Origin of the sequence: Pseudomonas abyssi, assembly GCF_003444685.1 — a bacterium.
In the GTDB taxonomy this organism is placed as follows: Bacteria; Pseudomonadota; Gammaproteobacteria; order Pseudomonadales; family Pseudomonadaceae; genus Halopseudomonas; species Halopseudomonas abyssi.
The window spans coordinates 1,489,287-1,513,365 of the sequence record NZ_LMAZ01000001.1; the positions used below are offsets into that span (position 1 = coordinate 1,489,287).

26 protein-coding genes are annotated in these 24,079 nt (G+C 61.7%); 3 read left to right on the forward strand and 23 right to left on the reverse strand.

All coding sequences use genetic code 11. The features are described from left to right. From ASB58_RS06810 to ASB58_RS06860, 11 genes are all read right to left on the reverse strand, one after another. Complete coding sequence (locus ASB58_RS06810) at nt 1-960, reverse strand: DUF4880 domain-containing protein (RefSeq protein WP_118129764.1); 960 nt, start codon at nt 958-960, stop codon at nt 1-3. Nucleotides 961-962: 2 nt separating this feature from the next. After that, a complete protein-coding gene (locus ASB58_RS06815; RefSeq protein ID WP_118129765.1) occupies nt 963-1,472 on the reverse strand; it encodes a sigma-70 family RNA polymerase sigma factor in 510 nt (169 codons plus the stop codon). Nucleotides 1,473-1,544: 72 nt separating this feature from the next. Further along, a complete protein-coding gene (locus ASB58_RS06820; RefSeq protein ID WP_118129766.1) occupies nt 1,545-1,895 on the reverse strand; it encodes a DMT family protein in 351 nt (116 codons plus the stop codon). Between the two features lie 128 nt (nt 1,896-2,023). After that, nucleotides 2,024-2,713, reverse strand: coding sequence for an aspartate/glutamate racemase family protein (locus tag ASB58_RS06825; RefSeq protein WP_096005707.1), 690 nt, complete (start codon nt 2,711-2,713; stop codon nt 2,024-2,026). A gap of 106 nt (nt 2,714-2,819) precedes the next feature. Next, nucleotides 2,820-3,494, reverse strand: coding sequence for a LysE family translocator (locus ASB58_RS06830; RefSeq protein ID WP_065335675.1), 675 nt, complete (start codon nt 3,492-3,494; stop codon nt 2,820-2,822). Nucleotides 3,495-3,632: 138 nt separating this feature from the next. Then, nucleotides 3,633-4,064, reverse strand: a complete 432-nt coding sequence (locus tag ASB58_RS06835; RefSeq protein WP_407920661.1) for a hypothetical protein — start codon at nt 4,062-4,064, stop codon at nt 3,633-3,635. A 184-nt stretch (nt 4,065-4,248) separates the two neighbouring features. After that, a complete protein-coding gene (gene panB / locus ASB58_RS06840; protein WP_118129767.1) occupies nt 4,249-5,034 on the reverse strand; it encodes a 3-methyl-2-oxobutanoate hydroxymethyltransferase in 786 nt (261 codons plus the stop codon). Nucleotides 5,035-5,331: 297 nt separating this feature from the next. After that, nucleotides 5,332-7,038: a sensor domain-containing diguanylate cyclase gene (locus ASB58_RS06845; protein WP_118129768.1), complete on the reverse strand. Its 1,707-nt coding sequence runs from the start codon at nt 7,036-7,038 to the stop codon at nt 5,332-5,334. Nucleotides 7,039-7,124: 86 nt separating this feature from the next. After that, nucleotides 7,125-7,850, reverse strand: a complete 726-nt coding sequence (locus ASB58_RS06850) for a DUF4336 domain-containing protein (RefSeq protein WP_118129769.1) — start codon at nt 7,848-7,850, stop codon at nt 7,125-7,127. Further along, entirely contained in the window at nt 7,847-8,428 is a 582-nt protein-coding gene (locus ASB58_RS06855) for a DUF6151 family protein (protein ID WP_118129770.1), read from the reverse strand. The genes ASB58_RS06850 and ASB58_RS06855 overlap by 4 nt, the downstream gene beginning before the upstream one ends. 72 nt (nt 8,429-8,500) lie before the next feature. After that, the gene (locus tag ASB58_RS06860; RefSeq protein ID WP_118129771.1) at nt 8,501-10,585 is read right to left on the reverse strand and encodes a putative bifunctional diguanylate cyclase/phosphodiesterase; all 2,085 of its coding nucleotides are present in this window, start codon (nt 10,583-10,585) and stop codon (nt 8,501-8,503) included. Nucleotides 10,586-10,820: 235 nt separating this feature from the next. On the opposite strand from ASB58_RS06860, the gene ASB58_RS06865 reads away from it, so the two are divergent. Together ASB58_RS06865 and ASB58_RS06870 are read left to right on the forward strand one after the other, a co-directional pair. Beyond that, nucleotides 10,821-13,067, forward strand: coding sequence for an ATPase, T2SS/T4P/T4SS family (locus tag ASB58_RS06865; RefSeq protein WP_118129772.1), 2,247 nt, complete (start codon nt 10,821-10,823; stop codon nt 13,065-13,067). 11 nt (nt 13,068-13,078) lie between these two features. After that, nucleotides 13,079-14,167 (forward strand): ATP-binding protein, encoded by a 1,089-nt coding sequence (locus tag ASB58_RS06870; RefSeq protein WP_118129773.1) that lies wholly within the window; start codon nt 13,079-13,081, stop codon nt 14,165-14,167. Between the two features lie 86 nt (nt 14,168-14,253). Here ASB58_RS06870 and rimO read toward each other — a convergent pair whose 3' ends face one another. Then, nucleotides 14,254-15,588 (reverse strand): 30S ribosomal protein S12 methylthiotransferase RimO, encoded by a 1,335-nt coding sequence (gene rimO / locus ASB58_RS06875; protein ID WP_118129774.1) that lies wholly within the window; start codon nt 15,586-15,588, stop codon nt 14,254-14,256. Nucleotides 15,589-15,601: 13 nt separating this feature from the next. Between rimO and ASB58_RS06880 the strand changes: the two genes are divergently transcribed. Beyond that, nucleotides 15,602-17,215, forward strand: coding sequence for a recombinase family protein (locus ASB58_RS06880; RefSeq protein WP_202974595.1), 1,614 nt, complete (start codon nt 15,602-15,604; stop codon nt 17,213-17,215). Here ASB58_RS06880 and ASB58_RS06885 read toward each other — a convergent pair. The 11 genes from ASB58_RS06885 to ASB58_RS06935 form a co-directional block, all read right to left on the reverse strand. Next, nucleotides 17,212-17,478: a hypothetical protein gene (locus tag ASB58_RS06885; protein ID WP_118129775.1), complete on the reverse strand. Its 267-nt coding sequence runs from the start codon at nt 17,476-17,478 to the stop codon at nt 17,212-17,214. The genes ASB58_RS06880 and ASB58_RS06885 overlap by 4 nt on opposite strands. Further along, nucleotides 17,475-17,768: a hypothetical protein gene (locus ASB58_RS06890; protein WP_118129776.1), complete on the reverse strand. Its 294-nt coding sequence runs from the start codon at nt 17,766-17,768 to the stop codon at nt 17,475-17,477. The genes ASB58_RS06885 and ASB58_RS06890 overlap by 4 nt, the downstream gene beginning before the upstream one ends. After that, nucleotides 17,765-18,130, reverse strand: coding sequence for a hypothetical protein (locus ASB58_RS06895; RefSeq protein WP_118129777.1), 366 nt, complete (start codon nt 18,128-18,130; stop codon nt 17,765-17,767). The genes ASB58_RS06890 and ASB58_RS06895 overlap by 4 nt, the downstream gene beginning before the upstream one ends. After that, entirely contained in the window at nt 18,127-19,953 is a 1,827-nt protein-coding gene (locus ASB58_RS06900) for a DNA cytosine methyltransferase (RefSeq protein ID WP_118129778.1), read from the reverse strand. The genes ASB58_RS06895 and ASB58_RS06900 overlap by 4 nt, the downstream gene beginning before the upstream one ends. Then, nucleotides 19,950-20,696, reverse strand: coding sequence for a hypothetical protein (locus ASB58_RS20135; RefSeq protein WP_202974596.1), 747 nt, complete (start codon nt 20,694-20,696; stop codon nt 19,950-19,952). Before ASB58_RS20135 ends, ASB58_RS06900 begins: the two co-directional genes overlap by 4 nt. Further along, nucleotides 20,693-21,466, reverse strand: coding sequence for a hypothetical protein (locus ASB58_RS06910; RefSeq protein ID WP_118129779.1), 774 nt, complete (start codon nt 21,464-21,466; stop codon nt 20,693-20,695). The genes ASB58_RS20135 and ASB58_RS06910 overlap by 4 nt, the downstream gene beginning before the upstream one ends. Continuing rightward, nucleotides 21,463-22,083 carry a hypothetical protein gene (locus ASB58_RS20015; protein ID WP_181977874.1) on the reverse strand — a complete coding sequence of 207 codons (621 nt, stop codon included), beginning with the start codon at nt 22,081-22,083 and terminating at the stop codon, nt 21,463-21,465. Before ASB58_RS20015 ends, ASB58_RS06910 begins: the two co-directional genes overlap by 4 nt. 1 nt (nt 22,084) lies before the next feature. After that, nucleotides 22,085-22,288, reverse strand: a complete 204-nt coding sequence (locus ASB58_RS06920) for a hypothetical protein (protein WP_118129780.1) — start codon at nt 22,286-22,288, stop codon at nt 22,085-22,087. After that, nucleotides 22,285-22,779 (reverse strand): sensor histidine kinase, encoded by a 495-nt coding sequence (locus ASB58_RS06925; RefSeq protein WP_118129781.1) that lies wholly within the window; start codon nt 22,777-22,779, stop codon nt 22,285-22,287. The genes ASB58_RS06920 and ASB58_RS06925 overlap by 4 nt, the downstream gene beginning before the upstream one ends. Before the next feature lie 73 nt (nt 22,780-22,852). Continuing rightward, nucleotides 22,853-23,671 (reverse strand): DUF2303 family protein, encoded by an 819-nt coding sequence (locus tag ASB58_RS06930; RefSeq protein WP_118129782.1) that lies wholly within the window; start codon nt 23,669-23,671, stop codon nt 22,853-22,855. 41 nt (nt 23,672-23,712) lie between these two features. Beyond that, nucleotides 23,713-24,057 (reverse strand): YfdP family phage-associated protein, encoded by a 345-nt coding sequence (locus ASB58_RS06935; protein WP_118129783.1) that lies wholly within the window; start codon nt 24,055-24,057, stop codon nt 23,713-23,715. Between the last annotated feature and the right edge of the window lie 22 nt (nt 24,058-24,079).

The window sequence follows — 24,079 nt, forward strand, 5'->3', positions numbered from 1 at the left end:
CTAGGCAGGTACTACTCGCAGCCACCAGCGGGTGCGGCTGACCAGTCGCACTGGCAGAATGCGCGGCAGATCTGCGAGCAGGGTATCGGGCTCGACCAACTGGAAAACGCCGGACAGGCGCAGGTTGGCGATACTGGGGTCGCAGCCCAGTACGCCGCTGCGATAGCGGCCCAGCTCAGCGATAAAGCGCCCCAGACTCAGGTTGTCGGCCACCAGCATGCCCTGACTCCAGGCCAACGGGTCAAGCGCTGGGCTGGCGGCGGCAATGCCGGATTGACTCAGGCGCAATGTTTCGCCGGCGCGCGCCTGATAGCCTTGGCCGGCGGCGTGCAACAGCAGTGCTCCCTGGGCCACGCTGACCTGGCTGTAACCCTCGTGCTCGCGCACACTGAAGCGCGCTTGCGCCGCGTCGCAGCGGCCCCAGGCGCAGCGTAGCTGCAGTTGGAAGGATGGCGCCGATCCCAGGCTGTCGATCATCACCTCACCCTCGCGCAGGTTTAGCTGCAAGGGTTGCCCGACACGGGTAATGTCCAACCCAGAGCGGGTGTTGAGCTGCACCTGCACGCCTCCCGGGAGTGTCTGTTGCTGCTGCTCGCCGGCGGCGGTGTGCAGGTTTGGGCCGTTAACCTGCCGTTGCGTCAGCCAGCCGGCTGGAGCACCAACGGCCAGGACCAGCCCAAGCAACTTGAGGGCCCGGCGGCGTTGCAGGTCGGTATCGGCCCGCTCAAGTAACTGCAGACCAAGGTCGCGGTCAGGCAGGCGGCTGGTCATGTCGCCCAACTCCTGGCGCAGGTGACACAAACGCTGCCAGGCCAGCTCGTGATCAGGGTGCTTGGCCCGCCAGTGATCAATGCGTGCCTGCAAATGCGGGCCTTGATCAGGGGACGCAAGCTGCAATTGCCAGGCGATGGCGGAGCGCACGGTGGCCTCCGGCAGATGACGAGCTTCTGCGCGGGACATGCTCAGACGGCTCCGTAACGCAGCTGATAGCAATGGAGCAGGGCCGTGGCCACGTGGCGCTCAACGGTGCGGCTGGACACACCCAGACGCTCGGCAATCTGTGCATGGGTCAGACCGCCTAACTGATGCAGCATAAATGCCTGGCGTACCGGGCTGCGCAAGCCCTCCAGCATGCGGGCGATCTGCTCGAGCGTCTGCAGCGTCTCCTGCTGCTCTTGCGGGGAAGGGGCGTATGCCTCGGGCAGTTGCGCCATCGCCTCAAGCCAGGCCCGCTCCAGTGCGCTGCGGCGCCAATGATCAACCAGCAGGCCGCGGGCGATGGTCGATAGCAGCGAGCGTGCTGCAGTGCCGGTGACCGGTTCACGCCGCATCAAGACTCTGACAAAGGTATCCTGCGCCAGGTCAGCCGCCTGTTGGGGGCAGCCCAGGCGTTGACGTAACCAGTTGTGCAGCCAGCCGTGATGATGGTTGTAGAGGCTTTCAACGCTGTGGGTAGGCGAGGTTTCGGGCATGGGCGTGGCGACAGGTCAATGGGACAGCAGGCGCCAACATTAGTTGAGAATCATTTACAATACAACTGCCGGTCAACCCAGCCGGTCACGAAACATAAAATACACCGCCCCCAATAGACACAGCCCAGCCCACAGATAATCAAGCTTCAGCGGCTCCTTCAGGTACATCACCGAGAAGGGCACGAACACGGAGAGGGTGATGACCTCCTGAATGATTTTCAGCTGACCAACACTCAACACGCTGTAACCGATGCGGTTGGCTGGCACCTGAAACAGGTATTCCAGCAAGGCAATTCCCCAACTGACCAACGCAGCGATTATCCAGGGTTTGTTATTCAGCTCTTTGAGATGAGCATACCAGGCAAAGGTCATAAACACATTGCTGCAAATCAGCAGCGCGATGGACAGCAATACAGGATGCATGGGCGGCGCTCGACATGGGCCGACGCGAGGGCGCGTCGGACGGAGGGCTATTGTGCGTCCAGCAGGCGCGCCTGAAAAGTCAGGCCGCGAGAGCCGCGAGTGGGGTCTGTTGGCGAGTGTGCTGGTGGTCAGCCTAAGGCAGCTGCCACGGCGGCCTGGGCATGAATGCGGGTGGTGTCGAAAAGCCTGATTGGCGTGTCCTGTTGCTGGACCAGCAGGCCGATTTCCGTGCAGCCGAGGATCATACCGTCGGCACCTTCAGCGGCGAGGGCGTCGATAATCTGCACAAAGCGCTGGCGTGAGCTATCGCGCAGCTCGCCTAGGCACAGTTCCTCGAAAATGATGCGATGGATCGCTTGCCGTTCGCTGTCAGCGGGTGTAACCACGTCGATGCCGTTGGCGGCCAGGCGCTCGCGGTAGAAGGCCTGTTCCATGGTAAACGCCGTGCCCAGCAACCCGGCGCGCTGGATACCCTCCGCCTTGAGTGCCGCTGCCGTGGCATCGGCGACGTGCAACAGCGGAATGCTGATGGCCGACTCGATGGCCGGAGCTACCTTGTGCATGGTGTTGGTGCCAATCAGCATCAACTCGGCACCGGCGTCTTGCAGCCGCAGGGCGTCGGCTGCCAGCAGCTCACCAGCCCGTCCCCAGTCACCTTGGCGCTGTAACTCGGCAATCTCGGCAAAGTCGACGCTGCTGATCAGCATGCGCGCCGAGTGCAACCCACCAAGGGCCGACTTTATGCCCTGATTGATCAGCGCGTAATAGCTTTGCGTCGATTCCCAGCTCATACCGCCAAGCAAGCCAATGGTTTTCATACGGGCTCCCGATACCGATAGTGTCTGCCAGTCTAGCCGCTGCTGCTGTGCTTGCAGAGGTACAGTTGGGCGCAAACAGCCTGGGCAGGGGCGCAGCCCTGCGGTTTTACCTGTCGATGACCGAGGTTTGTACCGCAGGTTTGCCTGCGCCCTGGCCGACGCTTTGTACCAAACCCTTGAGCGAAGACAGGGCCAGCAGCAAGAAGGCGATGGCGCACAGTCGATAGGTCAGCTTGACCCAACGTTGACCAGCGTTGCGAAATACCCGATCGACAATACCTGCGCAGACAAAAGACCAGAGTAGGGACGATGCCATGAAACCGGCGAAGAACAGGCCGTAATCGCCAAACCCGGGGTCGACTACGCCAACAGCGCCCATGGCGCTGCCCAGCGCCGCCCAGTAGGCGACGTTCTGCGGGTTGGTGATCGAGAGCAGTATGCCGGCGCGCAGAGCGCGGCGGGTGTTCGTCGGTGCAGCGACGTCTTCTACGCTGAACTCCTGGCTGGCAGCGGACCAGGAGTCCCAGGATAGCCAGAGCAGATAAGCCACACCGGCAATGCCGATGGGCAGCTGCAATGCCTGCATCTGCAGCAACAGGCCGACGCCTGCCAACCCTAGGATGGCCCAGGTTGCATCCCCCACCAGAGAACCAATTTGAACGGCCAGCGCCGAGCGAAAGCCACCGCGAACGCCTTCGCGCACGGTTTCGGCAAATACGGCGCCGGGCGCTGCGTTGAAGATCAGACCAAGGGCCGCTGCAGTGAGAAAAAGAGTGAGCATGAGACCTCTCCCGTAACAGGAGGGCGCATCATGACATTGGCGGGCGTGGGGCCCAAGGAGGATTTTGCAAAGCTGTGTTAAGTCGGTCTTTGTAGCTGAGGGCAGTTGCGATGTATGCGACTGCCCTCTGGCGCTCGGTTAGTAGAAGTTGTACTTCTGCTCGATCTCGCGCTTGCTGAGAATGTAGGCAGCGCTGTCTATTTCGCCGACGGCGAGCTTGTCGTCAAGCGCAGAGAGCTCGGCGTTCATCTCGCGTTTCAGTTTGTGTTTGGTGATGTCGTAGTTGATGGTCTTGGAGCCATCGTAGCCGCTGACCGGATCCCAAAGAATCGAGAGGGGCCAGAACAGTAGATTGACGAAGCCGTAACCAGGCTCACGGGCATAGAACGAACCGACTCCCGGCAGGATGCCCAGAACGGCTCCCGTCGTCGGGTTCTTCTCTTCGACCAACACACCTTGCGCCTGCATGGCGCTGTACTCACGCTCTTGTATGGAGTTGAGTCCGGTGGCGCAGCCAGTCATCAGCGATAATGCTGCGGCAGCTGCCGCAATCTTTCCGTATCTCTTCACGTATGTATCCTTATTATGGTGCGGCTTCCTTCAAGCCTTCTTTCGCCCGACAGGAAGGTTTGCGTGATGGCACCGTGCCTTCCATGGCGGTGGCGAGATTTTGCGTGCGAGATGCGAGAATGTCCAGCAGGTTACCCGTTGATGAGCCATGAAGCTGGCGGCGTGGCGCCGCCGCCTCCAGGTGTCAGCGTCGGCCCGCGCCGGTGAACTGGATGATGTTGTTGGGAAACGCCAGCGATTCGACCTCGGCAGTAAAGTCGCGTGCCACCTTGAGGATGGTGTCGCTGACATGCGCATACTGCTTGGAGAACGGTGGCCAGTAGTCGCCCAGCCCGAGTGCATCGTTGATGACCAGTACCTGACCGTCGCAGTCGGGACCGGCACCTATGCCGATGGTGGGAATATTCAGCGTACGGGTGATCACCTCAGCCAGCGGGTAGGGGATATGCTCCAGCACCACCATAAAGGCGCCTGCGTCCTCAATCAGCTTGGCTTCATCGAGAATACGTCGAGCGTCCGCGTCATCCGTGCCGACCTTTTTGAACGAGGTCGCCGTCTGCGGGGTCAGGCCGGTGTGGCCAACCACCGGCACACCATGGGCGACCAGACGGCTGATGACGTCCGCTTTGGGCCCTTCCAGTTTGATGCTGTTGGCACCGGCGGCGATCAAGCGTTGGGCGCTTGCCAGCGCAGTGTCCGGGTCTGCGTCGGTCAGGTAGGGCAAGTCACCAATGATGTGCGTGTTGGGCGCACCACGGCGCACCGCGCCAATGTGATACTCCATATGCTCCAGGGTCACATCACGGGTGCTTGCAAACCCCATGTCGACCATACCCACGGTATCGCCGACCAGAATCACCGGAACGCCAGCGGCCTCGATGCCACGGGCGACCGGGCAGGTGTAGGCGGTCAGCATGGTGATTGGCTTTTTACCCTTGCGGGCAAGAAAATCAGCTTCGTGTAGCGTCATGGTGATGTCTCCCAGTTGGGTGGTATCGGTGCGGGGTGACACTGCTGCCGATACGGCGGGCAGGGCAGCAGGCCGCACCGAGTGATGGGATACCAGCAAAGGAGCGGGGGGCTCAAGCATCATTTGGATCAATGATGTAATGCAGGGAGGTAAATTGCTCTGCGATATGTCTGGGGCAATGGGCGCGCTCCGCGCCCAGCTGCTGCCGTCGCCTTGCCCTGGGGCGGATGAATGTCTGATGTTGGGCCGGCAGATGGCGCTGGATTGGAGCCATGGCCTTTGGGCGATTCGGGCGTGTCAAGCCGCCGCGCCTACCTCGGCGATGGCCACCCGGTTGCGACCGTCTTGCTTGGCTGCGTAGAGCGCCTGATCGGCACGATCCAACGCGGACTGAATGCTGTCCTGCTCAACATCGATCAGCGCGACGCCGATACTCATCGACACATGCGCGGTCTCGCCGTCGACCATCTGGAAGGCTGTTTTTGCCACAGTCGCACGAATCCGTTCCGCGCAGAGCGCGGCCTGCCGGAGGTCCGCATCAGGCAACAGGATCACGAACTCTTCGCCGCCGAAGCGCGCCAGCAGGTCACGACTGCGACAGCAGCTTTTCAAGGTTTGGGCGATGCGCACAATCACCTTGTCGCCGACGGGGTGCCCCCAGGTGTCGTTAACGCGTTTGAAGTGATCGATATCGGCAATCATGACGGCCATCGGGCGCTTCTGCTCCCGACACAGGGCGAGTAGAAAGTCCGCCTCGCTGGAAAAATAGCGTCGGTTGTGCAGGCGTGTGAGCGGGTCAGTAGAGGCTTGCTCTTTCAATTCCTCCTGCGACGCTCTAATGTCTTCCAGAATCTTGATGCGATGGGAGATGATGAACGCCAGCATCAATGCTTCCAGCATGATGCCCAGCCCCGTGCCATGGCTGGCAAGATAGCTCGGTTCGATCAGCCCCTTGTAGAACAGTACCGCCAGCGCGTTGAAGATAACGAAAAGGCAATGGCCGACCAGGAAGTACTTGGCCAGCGGGTGCCCTTTGCGCAGCAAGGATACACAGACCGACAAGGTCACCGTCATCATGATCAGTGCCATGCTGCTGGCAGGTTTGAGTGCGCCGGATATGTCGAACAGCCCCCACACGAACATCGCGCACAAGGGGATCAGTACGGCCTGTAGAAACCGGTGCTCGATCGGGTAGTGCTGACGTGTCTCGAAAATCGCCATCATGAACAACAGCAGGAATATGGGCATGGTAATCAGCGAGATATTCAGCATGAATACCTCGTGCCCGTAGACATCGAACAGACTCGCCACCAGCCCGTAGGACAGGGCAATCCAGAGCAGCCCGGAGATCAGGTAGCACGAGTAATAGATGTTCTCGATCTTGCTGGTCGCCAGGTATAGCAGCAGGTTGTAGAACACCAGCGCGATCATCATGCCAACCAGCAGGGCGATGTCGTTGGAAACGCCTACCAGTGCGCGCCTTGAATGCTCCTGATCGAAAATCTCCAGCGCGAACCACTGGTGCGAGTAGGCGTCACTGCGCACGTACAGGGTGGTGCTCGAGTTGGCAGGCAGGGTGATCGGATAGACCGCGTTGCCCCGAAACATCAGCTTGCTGGCACCGACATTCTCCAGATCCAGTAGGTCGCTGTGTACCAGCTGGCCGTCACGCTCCTGGTAAAACGCGACTGAGCGCACGTGATAGGCGTGGGGCAGGTGGACGTTCAGTGCCATCTGCTGCCGGGTTTGATTGTCCAGCGGGATGCGAAACCAGGTAACCCGAGCATTGGTGCCCAGTGTTGTGGTGCTGCTGGTCTCTTTGAAGGACTGCTGGCGCACGTCTTCGAAGCCAAGGGTTTGGCTCTCGTCGATGTAATAGCCGATTCGGAAGGAGGTCAGATTGACCTCTGGTGATTGCAGCGTGACGCGCGGTTCAGCCAGCGCCACGCCGCTGAACACGAGCAGCACAAGCATGAGTATCGGCAAGGTACGGCTTAACCCCATTGGTGATCATCCCTGTCTGTCTGGGTCAGCCCTTCATAGGCCTAACGCAGAGCAGTTTAATGTAGCTGCAAAACTGGACCAAGTGTTCAGTTTTTATCGGTGTCCTGCTCGTGTGGTCTATCTGCGTTGGGGCGCAGCCAGGCAAAGGCGCGGCGTAGAAAAGCATCGCAGTGGTCGGTGATCAATATGCCGTGCGCCATGACGATACGCTTCGGTTGCCAGGCCAGAATCTGTTCCAGGTTAGCTCGGGCTTCGCTGTGGTGACGGCGAAAGCTGAGGCGCCAATCCAGCGGCATGCCGCCCTTGGGCGCAACAATGCCTGCAAGACGGGCCAACCCGCGCTGCACGGGGTTGAACTGCGCAGGATTAATGTTCTCGATCAGGTCGGTGACAATCAGGGTGGCCGAGCTGCGATGCAGAAAGACGCACTCGGTCATAGCGGGGGAACCGGTGAACAGGCATTGGTCAATCGCCTCGCGCCAGGGGCCGTCAGTGCCCTTCAGTGTGCCGCTGAAATGCAGGTCCGGGCGCTTTTTCTGCACCTCTTGAGTGCCCCATAGTTCAGCGTCTGGCCAGGCCTGTTGCCAGTCGGTAACAAAGAGGTGGTGCAGGTGGTTGGGCGCGATCAACCAACGGACATGCCCCAGGGCGGTGACCTGTGTGCGCAGTTCTTCGGTCAGGCGAATCGGGCTATGCACCCACAGGTTGCCATCGTCCAGCCGAATGATGGTCATCCGGGTGCTGTAGGGCAGGGTAAAAAAGGAGACGGTGTCGCCGTCTGCCAGCCACAGGTTCGAACATAACTGCTTCACTGGTCGCGCGTCTTCGTATGGATCTCAGGCTTGCAGATCGGCTGGTTGCCTGTGAAAAAAGGGTTGGGTCGAGACTGTCCGCTGAGCTTCCACTGCAGGATCTTGAACAGCAGCTTGCGCACATAGCCCTTGGCGGGCGCAGAACGCACCAGGTCGCGGGGAATGTCTCCGGTTGCGCCTGCCAGGTTGACCCGAGCACGTACCGGCCCGGTCTTGTCCTCGGCAGCCGGGTCGCTGATGAAGGTATGAATCAGCCCAACCAGCGGCATTCGTGGCGCGAGCGTATTGGCAATGGGTGTGTTGCAGCAGCCCGCGTACCAGCGGTACAGGCCCTTTTCACTGAGGCGCAGGCAGCGTACCTGCTCAAGACCACGGTGAATCTGTACCCGTGCTGCCGGCAGCTGGTAGATATCGGTGCCGCCATAGGCGTCGAGCGTGGCCTGCGCTGCTGCGATGGCCTGCGCAAAGGACTGGCAGTCCTTGCAGTAGCAGACCACGCGGGTGCCGTGATGAGGGTATACCTTGATTGCTCGGCCGCTGATGGTGCCGCAGCGACAAGCCAGAGCCAGATTGTCCATAAATACGTCTCCAGCGCTGCTAGCGCAGAGGCGCCCCCGCCGCGCTATGTCGGGTGGCGCTCAAGTTGATTGTCAGCTGATCAGAGGGCTGCGTGGTGAGCTGAGGTACTGGGTTGCCGCAGCAATCTGCATCGGTTTGCTGAACAGGTACCCCTGAAACACGTCGCACTCCATACCGGTCAGAATCTGTTGTTGTTCCCGTGTTTCCACGCCCTCGGCCACCACCGCCAACCCCAGCTTGTGGGCCAGAGCAATGATGCCGGCACACAGGTCGGCCTCACGCGGGTCGCTGGCGATCTGCTGGATGAAACTGCGGTCCAGCTTGATCTTGTTGACCGGCAAACGCTTGAGGTAGGCCATGGATGAATAACCGGTACCAAAGTCATCAATCGACAAGGTCACGCCCAAATCCCGCAGCGCCTGCAGGTGCGCAATGGCCTGTTCCGGATCGTTGAGCATCATCGACTCGGTGACCTCCATGTGCAGCATGCCAGGGCGGATGGCGTAGGCATCAATCAGTGTAGCAACTCGCTCTATCAGCGAGGGGTGGGATAGCTGCGCAGGCGACAGATTGACCGCAATGGACACCAGCATGCCATCACGGGCCCAGGCCGCCATTTGCCGGCAGGCCTGTTCAATGACCCAGTCGCCCATCTCGACTATCAGCCCCAACTGCTCGGCGAGCGGGATAAAACGGTCAGGCGGGATCAGGCCGTGGTTCGGCCGATTCCAGCGAATCAGCGCCTCGACGCCGGTAATGCGCCCGTCGCTGGCAGCGACCTTGGGTTGGTAATACAGCTCGAACTGATGCGCAGTCAGTGCCGCGCGCAGGTCGTGTTCAAGATCCAGCCGCTCGGTGGCGGCCTGGCTGAGTGAACTGGAGTAGAAAGTCCAGCGATTGCGGCCTTGCTCCTTGGCGTGATACATGGCGGATTCGGCATTGGCGAGCAGGGCCTGCGCAGTGCGGCCATCGTTGGGAAACAAGCCGATGCCCAGACTGGCGGTGAGGTGACAGGGCTGGTCATTCAGACGGTACGGCTCGTTGAGCAGGAGGCGAAGGTGTTCGGCGAGGACGGCCGTCTCTTCTGGCCCTTTGATCTGCGCCAACAGCACCACAAAGGTGTTGCCGCCAACACGTGCCAGTTGTCCCTGCAACCAGCTGGCGGTTTCCAGCCGCAGCGCAGCCTGGCGCAGCACCTCATCACCGGCGCTTTGGCCCAGGCTGTTGTTCAGGTACTTGAACTGGTCCAGGTTGATGGTGATCAGCGCTGGCCCAGCCTGGCGGTCAGAATTGGCCTTTATCTGCCAGGTGAGCGCCTCCTCCAGCCCGGTTCGATTGAGCAGGCCGGTCAGCGTATCTACGGTGCGCGCCTGCTCTGCGTCGCGGCGCAAGGCGAGCAGCTCGGTAATGTCCGACGAAAAGCCGATCAGCGCACGGGGGTGGCCCGGCAGGCGAATGGGCATCTTGATCGACCAGAAGTGACGATGGGCTCCCGAGCTGTCCACCAACAGCTCCTCGCAAGCCCGGCGCTGTTGGGAGTCCAGTACGTCCCGATCCAGTGTCATCAGCCGCCGGGCGACATCCGGGCTGTGCACATCCAGGTCGGTCAGTCCGATCACGTCTCTCTGCTCGCGCCCAAGCAGGGATATTACCTGCTGATTAGCGTACAGATAGGTGCCATCAAAGTCCTTGACGTAGATGTAGGCGTCGACGTTGGACAAGATGGTATTGAGCAACTGGTTATGGCGGATGGCGTCTGAGGTGTGGCGAACGTCATCGCCCAGCTGGGAGGAGATTCCGGTCAAGCCGACAATTTCGTTGCGAGGCCCCAGAATCGGCACCTTGATGGTCCAGAACAGCCGCGGTTCGGTTTCGTGCAACAGCAGAATCTGCTCTTCTTCATGCAGCTCTGCGCCACGTTCCAGCACTTCACGGTCATTGCGAATCAGCGAGTCTGAATGAGCAATGTCCATAAAGTCGGCGTCGGTTTTGCCGAGGATGTAGTCAAGCGGTCGGCTAAACAGCTCACATATTGCCTTGTTGGCATACAGGTAGGCGCCATTGCGATCCTTTGCGTATACGTAGGCTCCGACTGAGTCAAACAGGGAGCGCAGCGTTGTGCTGGTTGATTCGGTGATACTGCGGTCTACTGCCATTGGCTGTTCCCTACCATTGCCTGGGCCGCTGATGAGCTTATGAAATATGACAAAGATCGGCTGCGCGAGCAAAGCCGACTGCGATGATACCCTTTCATTCGCGCATTCAATGGCGCATACGTACCCATCGAATGATGTGCGCTGCGTGTTTCAGGCCGGCGAATTTGTGATGTAGGGCTCGTTGGCCCTGAGGTATGCTGCGAGAAGAACATGATGATGCTGGCAGGGGGCTATATTGCAGAACAGGGACTGGCAGACTCGCTGCGCTCATGCGCTGGCGAGCATTGATCGCAAGGCTTTCATTCTCAGTGATGGGCAACGGCGGGTCGCCGGTCGCGGCATCCCTCCGCTCAAGACGGTAGAGCAGATTTTGCAAGCCTGTCGGATCGGCCCCGGGGCTCGGGTACTGCACTTGGGCTCCGGTTCGGGCTACCTGACAGCGATACTGGCCGTGTTGGCCAAAGAAGTCATCGCCGTGGAGCGGCTGCAGAGCCTGGCCGAATTCTCACGCACCGCGCTGGCTGCCCAGGGGTTGCATAACGTGACAGTGCGCTGCGCTGACGCCGCATCAGGGGCAGCCGACATGGCGCCCTTTGATCTGATTGTGGTATCCACCCCCAAGATCAAGACCCGCGAACCTCTGTGGGATCAATTGACCCTGCGCGGTGAGTTCCTTTGTGTCGAGATTGGCGAGGCGTCGCGGCAGCTGCTGGTCAAGTACATAAACCGGGGCAACAAACGCATCGCGCGCAGCGAGCACGGGTATATCGAGTTTGTTCCGGCGGGTGATGACATCTACGTCGAGCTGGGATTTGTCTCCCCCGAGATGTTGAACGAGGCGCGCGCTCGTGCGGGTCGCAACCGCACCCTAGTGGTCGATGAAATCGCGCGTCTGCAGAACATCGACGCGCAAAAGCTGTATCGCGCGCTGTCGGATCAATACGGTCTGCCGCTGCTCAGCGCCAACGAGGTCATGGCGCAGATTGACCCCACGCTGCACGGCAACCTGTCGCGCGCCTACCTCAGCCACGAGCACATCATCCCGATCCATGCGGATAAATCCAGCGTAACCGTCGCCTGCCGGGATCCGAACGCACCGATGGACGAGGTGCAACAGTTGTTTCCAGGTCTGAAGATCAACCGCGTACTGGTCACGCCGGTTGATTATCGACGCATCTGGGGAGCGCTGGAGCGCGGTGAGAAGGGCGTGCGCAAAGCCGATGACAAGGCGCCAGGCAAAGCTGCAGATCTGCTGACGTCGGAAGCGCCACACAGTGACGCTCGCCTGGTCAACCTGTACGAGGCGCTGCTGCTGGATGCGGTGGCCGATCGCGCCAGTGACATCCATCTGGAGCGCTACGGCGCCAATATCCGGGTACGCCTGCGGGTCGATGGCGAGCTGCGTGATCTGGATCATTACTACATCACGCCGGCCGAATATGCCGGTCTGATCAATGTGGTCAAGCTGCGCTCGGAGCTGAATATCGCCGAACGCCGACTACCCCAGGGCGGCCGCTCGCAGGCACGGGTGGGCAACACCCACTATGACCTGCGCGTTCAGGTACAACCGTCGCTGCATGGCGAGCATGTGGTCATTCGCCTGTTGCCGCAAAACTCGTCGCTGATCAGCATCGAACAGCTGGGCATGCAGGAGCATATTGCCAACGCGTACCGCCGTTTGCTGCGAAACCCGGCGGGTTTGGTGCTGGTGGTGGGGCCAACGGGCTCTGGCAAAACCACCACGCTGAATGCCGGGCTGCAGCTGCTGGCTGAGGACACCACGCGCAAGGTCATCACGGTCGAAGATCCGATCGAATACTCCATCGACAACATCCAGCAGACGCGCGTACGGCCGGACATCGGCTTCAGCTTTGCCGATGCCATGCGCTCGTTCGTCCGCCAGGACCCGGATGTGATTCTGGTCGGCGAAATCCGTGACCATGAAACCGCGCAGGAAGCGATCCGTGCTTCCCAGACCGGCCATGTGGTGCTCTCAACGCTGCACTGCAACGATGCGGTCGATGCGGTGCAGCGCCTGTTCGACCTGAACGTGCACCCGAATTCGCTGGCCAGCGAGTTGCTGGCTGTGATCGCCCAGCGCCTGGCCAAGCGGGTTTGCGAGCACTGCAAAGTGGAGGATGAGCCAGACCCGGACATCCTCAAGGAGCTGTTTCCCAAAGCCGCTCCCAAGGGCTTTCGCTGCTTCCGGGGCAAGGGCTGCCCGCAATGTAACGGCACTGGCACCAAGGGGCGAGTAGGGGTGATTGAATTCCTGCAATTCAACGGTGAGCTGCGCAATGCCGTCTCCCGACGCACGCCGGTGGGCGAACTGCGTGCGCTGGCGCTCGACTCGGGCTTGTACACCATGCGTGACAGCGCGCTGGATCACGTTATTCAGGGCAATATCCCGCTAAGCGAGCTGCCGCGAATTCTGCCGCAGGAGCGCATGGCACCGGAAAAACGCGGCCAATGGAAGGGCTGAGGAGAATGGGTATGAAAGATAAGGCCATCCAGCGGCCCGCCGCAGAAGATCGCTTTCAGGATCAACTGGTAAAACTTCAGCAGTGGGATGACGGCCCGGTGCCGCCCGGTTGGCTGCTGTCGCCCACGGCTATCGAGCACTTTGTGTTGGGTAACGATGCACTCGGCATTGAGCGCAAGTTCGTCGCGCCACGTGAGATGGTCAGCCGGGTTATCGTCTCGCTGGCGACCAACCGCGGCGCCATGCTGATCGGCGAGCCGGGTACCGCCAAGTCATGGTTGTCCGAACTCATCGCCTGCGGCGTATCCGGGCAGTCGCGCCTGACCATACAGGGGGGCACTATCTCGCATTACCGCCAACTGATTTATGACTGGAACACCAGTCTGCTCGACAAACTGGGCCCCTGCCGCGAAGCGTTGATACCCGGTGCGCTGTTTATCGGCATGGAGCAGGGCAAGCTGGTGCGCTTTGAAGAGCTCGCCCGTTGCCCGCAGCTGGTGCAGGACGCGCTATTGTCAATTCTGTCCGAGCGGCAGCTGCAGATACCCGAGTTGGCGGGGGAAGACGGCGTGCTCTATGCGCGTGAAGGCTTCAATGTGATTGCGACATCCAACTCGCTCGACCGCGGTCTGTTCGACATGAGCGCAGCGCTGAAGCGCCGGCTCAACTTTGAAACCATCGAGCCCATCGATGATCTCGATGCCGAACTGGATATTGTGCAGCGCGAATCCAGCTTGCTGGCGCGTCAGTCAGGCGTGGAGATGGCTGCCGAGCCGGCCATTCTGGAGATGCTGGTAACGGTGTTTCACGAACTGCGCAACGGCCAGACGCTCAGTGGCCGCAGCACCGACCGACTGGCCGCCGCGGTGATGTCGACTGCCGAGGCGGTGGCTGTGGCTCACGCGCTGATGGTATACGCCTGGTATTACCGCGGCGGCAAGATGGCGCCGGAAGACCTGCTGCACTTCATTATCGGTGCGGCGCTGAAAGATAACCCGCAGGACCGTCGTCGGGTACGTCATTACTTCGATACTGAAGTCAGCGGCAAGCAGGGTGAGCACTGGCAGCAGCTGTATCAACAGCGCCATTTGCTCGATTAAGCGATTAACCGATCTCTGCGTGCCGGTACGAGCAGGATCCAGCGGGGGAGGCGGTCACCGGCAGGGCACGGTGACCGTTCACGGAATCAGGCCAACTGTGCCCAAAGATCGTACTCGTCGGCGTCGGTTACCACGACGGTGACCATATCGCCCGGTTTGAGGTCTTCGTCGGTATCGAGGTAAACGTTGCCGTCGATTTCCGGCGCGTCTGCCATCGAACGGCCGATTGGGCCTTCTTCGTCCACTTCGTCGATGATGACCTGGATGGTCTGGCCGATCTTCTGCTGCAGGCGCGCGGTGGAAATCGCCTGCTGGTGCGCCATGAAGCGCTCCCAGCGATCCTGTTGCACGTCTTCCGGGATCGCCTCAAGGCCCAGGTCGTTGGCCGGTGCGCCCTCAACCGGGGAGTACTTGAAGCAGCCAACGCGGTCGAGCTGCGCTTCGGTCAGCCAGTCGAGCAGGTACTGGAAGTCTTCCTCGGTTTCGCCCGGGAAGCCGACGATAAAGGTCGAGCGGATGGTCAGCTCAGGGCAGATCTCGCGCCATTTCTTGATGCGGGCAAGGGTCTTGTCTTCAAACGCCGGGCGCTTCATGGCCTTGAGCACGTTCGGGCTGGCGTGCTGGAACGGGATGTCCAGATACGGCAGGATCTTGCCTTCGGCCATCAGCGGGATCAGCTCGTCCACGTGCGGGTAGGGGTAGACGTAGTGCAGACGCACCCAAATACCCAGTTCACTGAGCGCTTCGCACATCTCGGTCATGCGCGACTTGACCGGGCGGCCGTTCCAGAAGCCGGTGCGGTATTTGATGTCGACGCCGTAGGCGCTGGTGTCCTGGGAGATGACCAGCACTTCCTTCACGCCGGCCTTGGCCAGGCGCTCGGCTTCGCTCAGCACCTCACCCACCGGGCGGCTGACCAGCTTGCCACGCATCGACGGAATGATGCAGAAGCTGCAGCTGTGGTTGCAGCCCTCGGAAATTTTCAGATAGGCGTAGTGACGTGGCGTCAGCTTGACGCCCTGTGGCGGCACCAGATCGATCAGCGGGTTGTGATCCTGCTTGGGTGGTACTACCTCATGAACAGCACTGACCACCTGCTCGTACTGCTGTGGGCCGGTGACGGCGAGCACGCTCGGGTGCACCTCACGGATCGCGCTTTCTTCAACACCCATGCAGCCGGTGACGATCACACGGCCGTTCTCGGCGATGGCTTCGCCAATGGCATCCAGCGATTCAGCCTTGGCGGTATCGATAAATCCGCAGGTGTTGACCACCACAACGTCGGCGTCTTCGTAGGTGGGTACCACCTGATAACCTTCGGTGCGCAGCTGGGTCAGGATGCGCTCGGAATCAACCAGCGCTTTCGGACACCCGAGCGATACGAATCCTATACGTGGTACTGTTGAGTTAGTTTTGTTCATCAGGGATCACGGAATGAGCAGCGGGAAAAGGGCGCGAGTATACAGTTACCTTCGGTTCTCTGACAGCCGTCAGGCGACGGGCAGTAGTGCTGATCGCCAGCTGGAGTATGCGCGGCGCTGGGCGTTGGAGCATGAGCTGGAGCTGGATTCCGCGCTGTCGATGCGTGATGAGGGCTTGTCGGCTTACCACCAGCGGCACATCAAGCAGGGCGCGCTGGGTGTGTTTCTGGCGGCGGTGAGTGAGGGGCGGATTGAGCCGGGGTCTGTGTTGGTGGTTGAGGGGTTGGACCGGCTAAGCCGGGCTGAGCCCATTTTGGCGCAGGCGCAGTTGGCGCAGATTATCAACGCTGGCATCACGGTAGTTACGGCCAGTGACGGGCGCGCCTATAACCGCGAAACGCTCAAGGCGTCGCCCATGGACCTGGTGTATAGCCTGCTGGTGATGATCCGCGCGCATGAAGAGTCGGACACCAAAAGCAAGCGGGTGCGGGCCGCGATTCGCCGGCAGTGTGAGCAGTGGCAGGCGGGGAGTTATCGCGGGCTGATCCGCAACGGGAAGGATCCGCACTGGCTGAGCTGGAATGGCGAGCGCTGGGAGCTGGTGCCCGATATTGCCGAGGGCGTGCTGGCAGCTGTTGAGCTGTTTGAGTCTGGCCTGGGTGCTACGCGGGTGCTGCGCGAGCTGGAGCGGCGCGGGCTGCGCTTTACCCGTGGTGCCGCTGCCGGTGCGCAGCTGTATAAAACCGTGCGCCTGGCGCCGCTGGTGGGTGACAAGATCCTGCGGGTGGATGGTGAGACGTACGCCCTGCAGGGCTATTACCCTGCGTTGCTGGAGCGCGATCGCTTTGAGCGGTTGCAGGCGCTGGTCAACAAGCGGCAGCAGCTGAAGGGGCGGGGCGATATCGTCAGCGTGATCAGTGGCAGCGGCATTGCGCGCTGTGGCTACTGTGGCGCGGCGCTGGCGGCGCAGAACATGATGCACCGGCGGCGGGCTGATGGGTCGATATCGGACGGGCATCGGCGGCTGATCTGCTCCAGTTATTCCCACACCCGGGCCTGTCATGCGGGCAGCTGTTCTGTGGTGCCGGTTGAGCGGGCGCTGATGCGCTACTGCTCGGACCAGATGAACCTGTCAGCTTTGCTGCAAGGCAGCGGGCGTGCCGATCAGGCCCGCGCGCGGGTGGCCACCGTGCGTGCCGAGCTGGCCGCAACTGAACGCCAGCTGGAGAAACTGACCGAGGCCCTGATGCTGGATGACGGGCCAACCCCCATTGTGTTTGTGCGCAAGGCGCGTGAGCTGGAGCAGCAGCTGGCCGGCCAGCGGCAGGCTGTGGCAGATGCTGAGCATGAGCTGGCGGCGGTGGCATCCGTAAGTGAGCCGGCGTTGGCCGAGGCCTGGGCGGCGCTGGTGGATGGGGTGGAAGCGCTGGACAGTGACGCCCGGCTCAAAGCACGCCAGCTGGTCATGGATACGTTTGAAAGGGTGGTGCTGTACACCAAGGGCGTAGACGCCGACAGCAGTAAAGAAATGGACCTGCTGTTGGCGCCCAAGGGCGGGGCGCCCCGGCTGCTGCGGATTAACCGCAGAACCGGGGAATGGCGGCAGGGTGTTGAGTTCCGCGGCTAAGCCGCTGCGTCTTTTTTGATGGGCTCTGCGGGCTTGCTGAGTACTCGCAGGTGCCCCTCACCGCGCCAGAAGTTCTGCTGAGCCTGGATGCACACCGCCCACGCCTGCTGGGCCACCTGCGGGCCTGCCTCTACGATGTTGCCGGCATCGTCTACCACCGCCAGCCTGGCTGGCCTCCCGTCTGCGGTTGTGACGGTGAACCCCTCTGATATGGTCGCGCTGATGCTGCTGGCCAGCAGTTCGCCTGCTTTCGGGTTGATCATCGCCGCTTCCCCTTCTTCTTATGCCCGCCCCGCGAGAACGCGTCCCACGTGACCTGCGTTGCTACGTTGCCCACTTCATCGCCCAGCCGCTCGATCATCTTGTCCATTACGGCCAGCAGCTCGGGGATGGTGATGGGCTGGGTGACTGTGGTGTTTTCAATGTGGGTTGCCCCGTCTGGGGTCTTGATCAGGTAGTTCACCCGCCAGCGGGTTGGCTTTTTCGGGCGCGTTCCGCGTTCGATGTAGCCAGGCTCTGGCAGGTTGGTGCAGCGGTGTAGGTGGCAGGTCATGCTGTTGCCTCCTTTGCCGTGCTGGCCGGTGCGATCAGTGGCAGTTGCTCGAGCGCTCTGGCGGTATAGCCAGCGCCCCAGCAGGCCAAGCCCTGCAGACCGCAGCGCGGGGTGCTGATGGGGTTGAAATTGCACGGTAGGCCATGGGCGCGGCACCAGCCGCCATGCCGGTGGCTGCAGGTGTTGCATGGCGCGTCTGGGGTGGCCCAGAACCGCGCGGTGCTGGTGTGGCCGGCTGTGCGGCTCAGTCGTAGCCAATGAGCCCAGCGCTGGCGGCGCAGGGCAGCGGTGGTGCTGGCTGGCAGTAGGTCTTGCCAGCGGATGGCGAGTGTCACGGCGGGTAGTGCTTGGGCTTTGGTCATGCCGCCACCCCCTGCACCAGCTGCTGATCGTGCTCGTTGGCTTTCACCAGCGCGGCCATGGGGTAGGGGCTGACGCTGTTGCCGACCATCTTCACCTGGTCCGACTTGCTGAAGGTGCGTCCGTCGTGGCCGCGGTCGATGATGTAGTTGCTGGGCATGCCTTGGCAGCCGTATAGCTCGCGGGGCTGGAGCATGCGCAGGCCGATATCGATGATGACGTAGGGCGTGCCCTGGTACACCACGGTTACCAGCGCGAGCCGGTCTTTGGTGGTGATGGTGGGCAGTGGCGAGTCAGGCGCTGACAGGTTGTCGGTGCCGTAGTAGCTCATAAGGAACGCGGCAACACGCAGGGCTTTCTCCTCGATCACTTCGGGGGAGAGGGTGCATTCAACCAGCGCATGATGCTGCCCTGCCGCCGTTACCGCCGGCAGCGGCTTATCGACTGCTTGGCTGTCGCAGTTCTGCCGCAGGGTCACCAGGTTGGCGGTGACCAGCTGCTGCTGGCTGGCTTTGCCGACGATGGTGCTGGCTGGCTGGGTGAGCGGGTGGCCGGGGGTGGTGTTGTAGCCGCCGTTCATTTGGGCCATGAAGGCGCAGGCCAGGGCGTGCTTTGCTGCGCCTGCAACGACGGTGCCTAGAGGTTTGCCGATATCCAGCGCGCGGGGCTGCTGGCCTTCGCGTTCGCCGTAACCGGTTTGCACCAGTGTTGGTGAGGCAATCATGAGCTCGCCTCGGTTGGCGCAGGTGATGGTTGGCAGTGGCTGCCGTGCGTCTTGCACGCGGTCTGCCCCTTGATGGGTTGCCGGTGCGATGACAGCAGAGGTCAGCGCAAACGCCCCGCCCTTGGGTTGGCCGGTGATGGTGCGCAGTGGTTCGTCGACGGGGTGTATGCGGTCGCTGCTCCAGTTGGCGATCGGCACGATGAAGGGCTGCGCGCTATCGAGCACAAAGCGGCGGATGCCTTTGGCGATGCGGCGCATGGTGGCGTCGGCCAGCGGGCGTGGGCGGTCGAAGATCGACGGGCAGGGCAGGCTGAAGTCGATGTGATCGGCTGCGGCTGGCCAGCGCTTCTGGCCGCGCTTGGGCTTCTCGAAGTGGGTTGGCTCGGGCCAGCAGATCGGCAGGCCGTCACGGCGGGCGACCAGAAACAGGCGCTCGCGTGTGGTGGCTGCGCCGTAGTCGCAGGCGCGCAGAAGTTGGTGCTCTACCTGGTAACCCAGCCCGCGCAAGTGCTTGAGGAAGGCGCGCCACGTTTTGCCCTTGCGCTTAGGGTCGGGTATCAGGAACTGGTTCTGCACTGGTACCCGCTCGCCCGGTTCTGCCACGCGGTTGATGGCCTTGCCGGTGCGGGGGCAGGTGATGCGGTCTAGCGTGACCACGCGCCCGGTGGCCTTGCAGCGCTTGGCGACCAGTGGCCCCCAGTTGCGGATCTGCTTGACGTTTTCCATCGTTATCATGGCCGGTGCTGCCTGGCCTGCCCACATGGCGATGACCCACGACAGCGAACGGCTTGCGGTGCTGCGCGGTTGCCCGCCTGCTGCCTGGCTGTGGTGGGTGCAGTCGGGCGAAGCGTGCAGGTGTGCCACGCGGCGACCGCCGGTGACCTGGTGCGGCTTCACCTCGTACACGTCGCACGTAAAGTGCTGGGTGTAGGGGTGATTCACGCGGTGCATGCTGATCGCGTTCTCGTTGTGGTTGACCGCGATATCCACCGGTTTGCCGGTCGCCATTTCGGTACCGGTGCTGGCCCCGCCGCCGCCGGCGAACAGGTCTATGCGCAGATCGTTGGCGTAGTTGAGCTGGTATTGGGTGTGGAGGTTCATGGGGTGGCCTCCGCTGCGTAGATCCTGCGCAAGTCATCCATGCTGACAAAGGCCTCGATTGAGTACCCCGACGAAAGCATCTGTTCGGCTTCGCACTGCACCACATTGGCCGTGTAGTAGCGCTTCCCCTCCCTGCCTTTTACTGGATCGTGAATCCACCAATCCCAGTCCTCGGTAATCTCCAGCACTACGCTGTGGTTTTGCGCGACCAGGTTCAGAGACGGGACCGTCAGCAGGTAAGCGCCTGCTGGTTCGATTGCGTCCATGCCGTCAGTCATGAACGCTTTGTAGGGAACCCCAAGCTCTCGCAGCATGTGACCGAAACCGATCTTTGAGGCTCGGTAGTCGTCGTGAAACCGGGTAACCACGTCCGCCACCGGGGTGTTTGACAGCATGGCGATGCATGCGGAAGTGCAGCTGACTGGGCAGGGCTGTTGCTGATGCTTGATTACCATCACCTCGCCCGCCGAATCTGGCTCCGCAGCTGCAGGGCTGCTTTCACGAGGGCAGCCTGCATTGATCCATTCTTGGTCCGAGATGTCACCAGATAGAGGCAGGTACTCCATCTTCCACGTCGGGTGGTAGTTGCCGGCGAAGTCGTCACCGTCGAGTTGCACCTTGAGGTGTGCGTTGCCGGCGCCAACGATTGTGCCTTCGCGCTGGATTGCGTCACCTGAGTAGCGAACGCGGCCATTCAGCACGGCGGGTACCTTGTAGGTTTCGCGGATGTAATCAAGGCTCATGCTGCACCTCCGCTCTGGTGGGCGTCGAGCAGTTCGCGAGCCTGCTTGCGCGCGTCTTCAAGCTCTAACAGGGCGCCATCCATACCGGGGATCAGCGAGCACATGCGGTACGCCTCGCTAGTCAACAGCGCAGCTCGTCGGTCACTCGCACGCTCAAGCCGATGCAGAGCCTCGATCAGCCCCGCCACATCCTGCGCGGGAGGGCTGCCGTGTTCGCGCCTTGCGCGGGTGTTCCAAGCGTCTACGGCGTTCTGCAGCGGTCTCGGCTTTTTGATAGTCAAGCCGCACCCATAGCAATTGACCGTGTCCGACGCGCCGCCAACGTCTAGCGACCCGCAGCAGGGACATTCAGCCAGCGAACCGTCACGGGTATAGCGAAGAGGCGCGCCGGGCGCTGATTCGGTTGTAAGCTGCTGCTCCCCAGTTGCAGCAGCCAGCACGGCCAGCGCCTGGGTTTGCGTTGGCCAGGTCAGGCGCACTTCGGTACCGGGGGCAGCAAACAGCAGGGCTGCTACTTCGTCGTCATCCGGCCCCAGCATCAGGCAGGGCTCAACGGTGACGCCGGGTTGGCCGAGGTGGATGGTCTGGCATAGCGTTGGTGATATGGTGCCCGCCTCGATAGCTGCCTGCTTGGCCAGCGCTTTGCCGCGCTCAACGCCGGTGGTGTAGGCGTCACCCTGCAGGTGGGCGAGCGCAATACCAATACGGCAGTGGGCCGTGAAATGCGCATTGCCGATGGTCTGACGGTCTTCCTGGTGGATGGGGTTCACTGGTCACCTCCGCTTTGCTTGGCGGTACCGTTGAACTCGGCGATCAGGATGTTGATCGGGTTGTCGGGGAACATTTCGACGGGTAGCCGAGTGGCCTGCATTTCACGGATGTGATGGGCCGGGCCGTTCGCCAATGCGTTGAGCACTTGCTTCAGGGCGACCCGTGAGACGGTCACTTGGGTTTCCTGGTTGGCAGCAGCTGAGCACACTGCGGCCAGGTCATCTGGCGCGCCGGCCATGCGGGCGACAGTGACGGCGTAGCGCACTTGCTCGGTGGTGAGTGCCGCGTGCTGCTCGATACCTAGCACGCGGCGGATAGGCTGCCCAATGGGGCATTTGCCGCCTTGGTGGTGGTACAAAATCCAAAGCAGCATGCCCTTATGCATGTGCTCAGCCGGGCAGGCGGGCGCCGCATTGTTCATCGCCGCCTGCACATAGTTGGCCGCGTCCAGCAGCTCCTCCAGCAGGTGTTGCAGCCAGTCATTGAGGGTCAGGTCGTTGCGCTCGGTGGTCAGGTCGTTGCGCTCGGTGGTCACGCCGTACTTCTTGAGGCCGACAAGGGAGCGATCCAGCAGCAGCTGCCGGTTGCGTTCTACGTTCTGGTCAGGTGACTGCATATCAAACCCCCTCTGCGCATTCTTCGCGCATCAGCTGGGTGTCGATCGCCAGCATCTGGTCGCGCAGGTTGTCGATTGTGCGCTGGCGGCGTTCGCGGGCGTCGGGGCCTTCGGGCGGGGTGCGCTGCAGCAGGGCGATGTTGGCCTTGTGCGCCGCATAGGCGGCGTTCAGCTCGTTGTGGGTGCGGATGGCTTGGCCTGTCATGCTGCCTCCTGCGTTGCACGTGCGCGGTTGAGGTCGTCAACGATGCGGAAACCGCTGGAGGCGAGGTTTTTTGCCTCGCGTGATTGCTTGAAGCTGCCTGTTGCGTGCAGGGCGTTTGCTGCCAGGTTCAGCTTCTCGGCCATCCCTCCGATGGTGCTGATGTCGCGCTCGCTGAGCGGGTTGAGCCGGTCGCGCAGGGCCTGCAGTTCTTGCTCATGGTTCAGCTGTTGCTGTTCCAGTGCCTGGGCGGCGTTCTCTCGGCTGCGGAGCAACTGGTGCTTCAGGCTGGCATTCGCGCACTTGAGCTCTGCGTTTTTTTGTCTTGCCAAGGCCTGTCCGGTGCGGAGCGTGCTGACCTCGGCTTGCGGGATGCTGCTGCCGCGCTCGAATGCTCGGTAGGCCCACCAGCACGCGATGGCCAGCAGGACGATCAGGACGACGATGGCGGCGCCCAGGTAGTGAACGGCGGTGAGGGTGGTTGTTGTGGTCATTGGCTGTGTCTCCCTGCGCCCGGCGGCGTTGGCGTGGTAGGCGCGCCGCCGGGCTGGCTGCTGTGGTAGGTGGTTATTGGCCGAGGGCGAAGGTGCCGACGGTGAGTGTGCAAAGCCCGCCAATCTCGGATGTCAGGCGGTCTTTAAACTCCTGCGCCATTTCTTCCTCTTGCTGCTCCTGCATTACCCAGCGCACTTTCAGCAGCGGGGTGTCGCCGGTGATGACGCTTAGGCGCAGGGTGAAGGTGCGCGAGCCAAGCCCGTCATAGGGCGGGGTGGTGAACAGCAGGTCGGCGGGTTGCTGCTCGGCGTGGGCGGCTTCGATGCTGTCCATGCTGCTGCGCGATGCGCCGAAGTTGCTTTCTGTGCTGGTGCGCTCTGCAAGTGCCTTGATGGTGATGCTGCGGATCTTCTGTACCGCCACGGCGACGTTCATGTCTTTGCCGTCGGCGTCTTTCACCTTCAGGAAGTCGTGCCAGTCTTCCATCCACTCGGCCAGCTGGCTTTGCTTGAGCGTTTTGCCGGCAATCTGGCGCAGGGCGTTGAATGCGGCGGTGGGCTTGAGGGTGAGGTTGGCGCTGTCATCGCCGTGGCCGGGCACCGCCAGGGTCCCGAGGTTGAACAGCACCTGGCAGGCCATGGCGTCGGCGTCGACAAAGCCGGCCGGTTTGTCGAGTTGCCCCTGGTGTTTCTCAACGTAGGTGCAGAAGTCGCGGAATGATTGGGTGCTGAGCTGGCCACGGAAGCGGCTGCGCAGCTCTTGCAGATGCTCCAGATTCTTGATGCTGAACTGGTCGGGTACCAGTGCCGTGGGCACGAAGGTATCCAGCGGCTTGCCGTTGGCTACGGTGTGGGTCGCTGTGATCTGGTTGAGGGTTTCTACTGGCAACATTGGGTATTTCCTTGTGGTAGGTGGATTGGTGCTGCTGGCGGTCAGTCGCGGGTGGTGACCGGGGCGTCCTGCTTGTTAAACAGTTGGCCGGTCGGGTTGTCTGCGAACAGCTGCAGGCCTTTCTCAGTAACGAAGAACGGCGTTTCGGTCGCCAGGTCTTCGCGTTTGCTGCCGCGCTTGGTCGGGGTGGTGAATTCCAGTTTGTGGGCAACCTTCACCTGGTGGCTGTCGCCGATCTGGCTCAGGTCCAGCGTAAGGACGACTTTGCCCTTCTTGCTGTGCTCAATTACGTTTGCCGCCACATCGGACAGGGCTTTGCCCATCTGGTTGGCGAGAACGCCGGCGTTCAAACTGGCGATAAACTCGCCCGGGTCTGTCGGTTTCATTGGTGCTTCCTCTGGTTGGTTG